This is a genomic window from Nostoc sp. 'Peltigera membranacea cyanobiont' 213 (assembly GCF_002245975.1).
Taxonomy (GTDB): Bacteria; Cyanobacteriota; Cyanobacteriia; order Cyanobacteriales; family Nostocaceae; genus Nostoc.
Genome location: NZ_NOLI01000254.1, coordinates 1 through 5146, shown reverse-complemented (window position 1 = coordinate 5146; position 5146 = coordinate 1). Strand labels below are relative to the sequence as shown.

The window sequence follows — 5146 nt, the reverse complement described above, 5'->3', positions numbered from 1 at the left end:
CGTTGAGCGTTTATCTGAGTTTTCAGATGCTTTAGAAGAAGTAACTAAGCAACCCGAAAATATCAGTACTATTAAAACAATAGAAGAAAATCATCTCGCTTTTGAACATGTCACTTTACAAACGCCCAACTATGAACAGGTGATTGTTGAAGATTTGTCATTGTCTGTTCAACCGGGAGAAGGTTTATTGATTGTCGGTCCTAGTGGTCGAGGTAAAAGTTCTCTATTGAGAGCGATCGCTGGTTTGTGGAATGCGGGGACTGGTCGTTTGGTGCGACCTCCATTAGAAGAAGTTTTATTTTTACCCCAACGTCCTTACATAATTTTGGGAACTTTGCGCGAACAGTTACTTTATCCTAATACAAATCGTCAGGTGACTGATGCAGAACTCAAAGAAGTTTTGCAACAAGTCAACCTGCAAAACTTACTTAGTCGAGTCGATGGCTTTGATACAGAAGTTCCTTGGGAAAATATATTATCGCTGGGAGAACAACAACGCCTTGCTTTTGCCCGACTATTAGTTACTAGCCCTAGCTTTACTATATTAGATGAAGCAACGAGTGCTTTAGATTTTAAAAATGAAGGAAGTTTATATCAAAAGTTACAATCAACGAAAACAACATTTATTAGTGTTGGGCATCGAGAAAGCCTGTTTGATTATCATCAATGGGTTTTGGAACTTGCACAAGATTCCAGTTGGCAACTTGTAACTGTTCAGGATTATCGAAATCAAAGAATAACTCAAAACTCAACTGACAATACTGGTATTACTAAAGATAATTTGCCTAACCAGAATCAATTAGAAAGATTGAGCCAAAAAGCCATAAGTGAAGGACTTTCTCATAAGGAAATGGCTGAATTAACCTTTTATTCCATTAAAACTATTAGAAGTAAGGCAAGCAAAGGCGAATCGATTAATATTAGGGACGGCTTTAACTACCGTTATGATAAAGATTCCAAAGTGTTGAAATGGATGAGAGTTTAGCGGCTACCATCCATGAAAGGCTAAGATAAAGCAACTTTTGGCAAATATTTTACAGCAGTTTGTGATCAAAAGCGCCACAAGAGGAGTTATCTAAATAGGTTCAAAAAATAGACCGCAATGATTAAACCAATAAAGATAGCGTGGATTGCTGCGGAAATCTCTCGGTAAACGTCGAATCTCGGTCTAACAAAGATAAGTGCGGGACATTTGGCGATCGCTGTTATTGAAGGCATTGCAGAGTGAATACCAAATTTTCTGGCTTCATAACTGGCTGCTGCAACCACACCTCGCTGATTCGGGCTGCCACCGACTACTAACGGTTTACCTCGGTAGTTAGAGTTATCCCTTTGTTCTACCGATGCGTAGAAGGCATCCATATCAACGTGAACTATCTTCCTCGTCTGCATTGTTGTTGAAGTATTACCATTTCTACCAAGCAGGGGGAACGACTATTCTCTGGTAAATTTATGATTCAATCTGGATATTTGAGAAATTTCTCACCACAATAGTACATTAGCACTAAAGCGAGTTTTGGGCTTTCATCTGCTTTTTCATTGAGAAAGTTTTTGTAACAATAACGTTACACTTGATTGAGTAGCATTTTGTCATCACGTTGCCAACGCACGGATTGAGAGGAAGCAAGGGCATGACCTTTTTTTAATTAAAAATTAAAAGTTAAAAATTAAAAATTAAGAAGGATAATAATTTTTAATTAATTAATTTGGGGTACAAGCCCCCACTGAATCAAATTTTAATTAATAATTTTTAATTTTTAATTGGAGCGAAGCGACTTGACTATTGGCGTTTGGGTTCTCGGAGATCAACTTTGGGCTGGGCAGTCAGCGCTAGAGAGTTGCCTACAAAAACACCAACAGACTCCTGTGATTTTTATCGAATCTCTTGCCCATGCAGGGCAACTTCCTTATCACTTGCAAAAACTGGTATTGGTCTGGTCAGCCATGCGTCACTTTGCTGCCGAATTGCGATCGCTTGGCTTCCCAGTAACATACGCTCAAAGCCAAGATTTCAAAACACCTTTAATTGAATGGATAAATTCATACCAAATTAGCGAACTGCGGGTGATGACTCCAACGGATCGCCCTTTTGCTACATTAATTCAAAAGTTAAACTTGACAATTCAAGTCACTTTTACACCAAATAACCGTTTTATCTGGAGTGATCAGGAGTTCATTGACTGGGCCAGTGGAGGGTTACATAGTGATAGAACTAGTACCCATACGTTTGAAGGAAATCAATTACGCTTGTGGTTTGCATCTATTGCTTACATTTTAATGAATGCCCTGCGAGAGCAATGTTTAGCAAAAACGGAATTCAAAAATGCAACTGTTGAGACTATCCGCACAAAACTATTGAAGCTAGGGGCAGTTATTACTATTAGTAAACGACGAGTTGTAATCGCAATTAGTAGTGCTTGCCCTTATAAGGAGATTTTTTCAATGGTTTATAAGTATTTATCTCAACTACCTTGTCCTGGTTAATAATGACCTAATTTAATTCNTGGAAAAAGTACCTTAAATCGGCTTGAGCATTGTCCAGAAAATGTATCATCAAGAGCAGATAGTAGATATCACCGTAAGGAGATTTTTTCAATGGTTTATAAGTATTTATCTCAACTACCTTGTCCTGGTTAATAATGACCTAATTTAATTCATAAGTAATAGCTGAATTTTTGGGTTATTTTACTTGATTTAACCCTATGAATTGCCCTGTCAATTTTTATTATAAAAAATGTGGTGTTTCAGTACTATTTACTTTTAATGTATTTGATATATCTTAAACAGGCTCGGTTTTTACTTGAAGTTACCATACTCTGGAGGTATTTTGATAATGTATCAATTAAGTTATCTAAAATTTGACTAACCCAAGTGTTTTTTTCTCACTTGTGAGAAATCCGGGTACCGCCACACCCAACTAGCCACAGTTCTATCTTCGAGTAGTTGACAGTCACGACAGGAGAAGCATTTGCCAAATCAAGATTTAGCTCCATAGTACGGCTGGTTAAGTTGATACAGGTATTGGTGAGGGGACAGGCATTTGCTAAATTGAAATTCACCTCCATAGCTTCTCGTTATTCATGGGGGTCGGAATTGAAAAACAAAGAGACAGAGGTAGGGTGTGGGGTCTACTTTAGTCGAAATGCAAACTGCTGTAATTTGGACAATAATTTACCCCTCAAGTCAATTTCCAACTCCTTTTATCAGCACTCAAAAACCTTCAGGGATAACGCTAGATATGGGAGTGCAGGCTGTTAGGGATTTTAGGGTTTGATTGAGTGACTCAGAAAATTCTGTTCCACCTGCGATCGCCTCTTCAATCTGGACTGATAGCTGTCCTGCATTTTGCCAGTCAATTCCAGTGATCACCTGACGTTGACGCATTTGGTAGCACATTTGGACTGCGGGGTTGATTTCTTCAGGAGCCACTATCAGGCAATCTAGAGGAGAAGTACCTTTTTTACCGGGCTTCTTGATGATATGAATGGGTTCTCCTGGTTTACGCTCAATGTCTGCGTTTGCCAGTTCAGCACAAAGAGGAGTAAAGGCATCCCGTAGTAATTGGTCATTAATGGCGATCGCTTCTGGAATCCAGTGTTGTTGACCTTCGTAGATAACAAGTAATTTGTTGGTATTTGTAGTAGTCATGGCATTTAAAACAGTGAAATTTGCGTAGTATTACTGGCTGGTTTAGTAGTATCTGAGCTAGCAGTTTCGGTGCGAACTGGAGTCTGGGTAGTGGGTTTATTGGTTTTGACAGCTTTAGTCTGGGCTATATTCCGGCGAATTTGGCGATTAGGAAAATCGGCTTTGAGTTCGTCCAGTAATTGAACAATTGCAGGTGGAAAATCACCGAGTTCTTCTTGATTGAGCATGGTAACTACAGGGAAATCACCGTGACTGCTAGCAGCAATCATTACAGGTCTATCTCCTGTTTGTTGTGTAGGTAGTAAAGTGATGACAATTTGAACTTTGCATTGCTCAAAAATAAATGGTTCTAGTTGATTTACCTTGTTGGTAGCAGATATTTCTATGTCATCGTCGTCTAACTGATGAGAGTCGATTTCATCTTCGGCGTAGCTATTTTCATCACTTACTGGTTCTAAAAGTTGCAAAAAATTAGCCTTACCTACACGCAAGCGTTCCCTATCAAATAGCAATCCTAAAGCTTGGAATTGTTCTTCAGCAGTGGTTTTTCCCTGTTGTTCTGAAATGTAAGATTTTAAAGTTTCAGATGTAACAGTGAGGTTGGCTTTGACAATGGCCTGTTCTGGTGTTAGCCATTTTGCGGTCATAGCTTTTTTGGCCTTGTTAACTGGTGTGCAAGCGGTTGTGGCGATAGCCAGAAGTAGAAACTGTTTTTGAGAGTAGGTACTGCTAGACTAAAAGATATCCCCTTTGCTTTTCTTCGGGAGCCATGTCTACGGTAATTACCCAATCCCTGACTCTGGAGGAGTTTCTCAAGCTACCAGAAACGAAGCCTGCAAGCGTTTACATTAATGGTGAGATTATTCAAAAACCAATGCCAAAAGGGAAGCACAGCCGATTACAGTTAAGGCTATGCAACAGTATCAACGATGTCGCCGAAAGCCTTCATATTGCTTATGCCTTTCCAGAACTGCGGTGTAGTTTTGGTATCCGCTCAATAGTACCTGATGTAGCGGTTTTCAACTGGTCACGTATTCCCTTTGCTGCTGATGGGGAAGCACCCAACGATTTTCTGCTTCCTCCAGACTGGACAATTGAAATTCTTTCCCCCGAACAAAGTTCAAATCGAGTTACAGGCAATATTCTCTATTGTTTAGATCATGGTTGCCAATTAGGTTGGTTAATAGACCCAGAAGATCGTTCTATTTTGGTTTTCCGTCCAAATCAACAACCAGAACTTTTGCAGGGTGATGAGCGTTTGCCAGTGTTATCCGGGATAGACTTGGAGTTAACTGTAGCTCAGGTGTTTGGTTGGCTAAAAATGAGCAGTTAGAGAAACAGATGAAACACTATTTATTTTAGAAATCAGGCTTAATTCAGTTACGTTTGAACATATTTGATTTTCATAGTGCCAACCAACTTACAGCATTTTCGAGGTGCATGAGGTACAGTAAGTAATAGTGCATTAAGAACTATAATGAAACCTTACTCAATCGAT

The 5146-nt window shown here is 39.3% G+C and carries 7 protein-coding genes and 1 pseudogene; 4 read left to right on the top strand and 4 right to left on the bottom strand.

The annotated features are described in order from the left end of the window. Positions 1-985 (top strand): ABC transporter ATP-binding protein/permease (locus CDG77_RS33280; RefSeq protein ID WP_143857151.1); only part of this gene is annotated, 985 nt, incomplete at its 5' end. Between the two features lie 86 nt (positions 986-1071). On the opposite strand, the gene CDG77_RS33275 is transcribed toward CDG77_RS33280, so the two are convergent. Further along, on the bottom strand, positions 1072-1392 hold the full coding sequence (locus CDG77_RS33275; RefSeq protein ID WP_094333439.1) for a Y-family DNA polymerase: 321 nt from the start codon (positions 1390-1392) through the stop codon (positions 1072-1074). Positions 1393-1761: 369 nt separating this feature from the next. Here CDG77_RS33275 and CDG77_RS38800 point away from each other — a divergent pair. Both CDG77_RS38800 and CDG77_RS38795 read left to right on the top strand, forming a co-directional pair. Next, positions 1762-2181 (top strand): annotated as a pseudogene (locus CDG77_RS38800) (cryptochrome/photolyase family protein); the annotation flags it as partial. Then, entirely contained in the window at positions 2155-2484 is a 330-nt protein-coding gene (locus CDG77_RS38795) for a transposase (RefSeq protein ID WP_262985195.1), read from the top strand. The pseudogene CDG77_RS38800 and the gene CDG77_RS38795, both read left to right, overlap by 27 nt. Before the next feature lie 398 nt (positions 2485-2882). Here the strand turns inward: CDG77_RS38795 and CDG77_RS35995 are convergent, their stop codons facing one another. From CDG77_RS35995 to CDG77_RS33260, 3 genes are all read right to left on the bottom strand, one after another. Next, complete coding sequence (locus tag CDG77_RS35995; protein ID WP_143857150.1) at positions 2883-3065, bottom strand: hypothetical protein; 183 nt, start codon at positions 3063-3065, stop codon at positions 2883-2885. 145 nt (positions 3066-3210) lie between these two features. Then, positions 3211-3648: a hypothetical protein gene (locus CDG77_RS33265; RefSeq protein WP_094333438.1), complete on the bottom strand. Its 438-nt coding sequence runs from the start codon at positions 3646-3648 to the stop codon at positions 3211-3213. A gap of 5 nt (positions 3649-3653) precedes the next feature. Continuing rightward, positions 3654-4295 (bottom strand): hypothetical protein, encoded by a 642-nt coding sequence (locus tag CDG77_RS33260; protein ID WP_094333437.1) that lies wholly within the window; start codon positions 4293-4295, stop codon positions 3654-3656. A 122-nt stretch (positions 4296-4417) separates the two neighbouring features. Between CDG77_RS33260 and CDG77_RS33255 the strand changes: the two genes are divergently transcribed. After that, positions 4418-4981 carry a Uma2 family endonuclease gene (locus CDG77_RS33255; protein WP_094333436.1) on the top strand — a complete coding sequence of 188 codons (564 nt, stop codon included), beginning with the start codon at positions 4418-4420 and terminating at the stop codon, positions 4979-4981. The last annotated feature ends 165 nt before the right edge of the window (positions 4982-5146 follow it).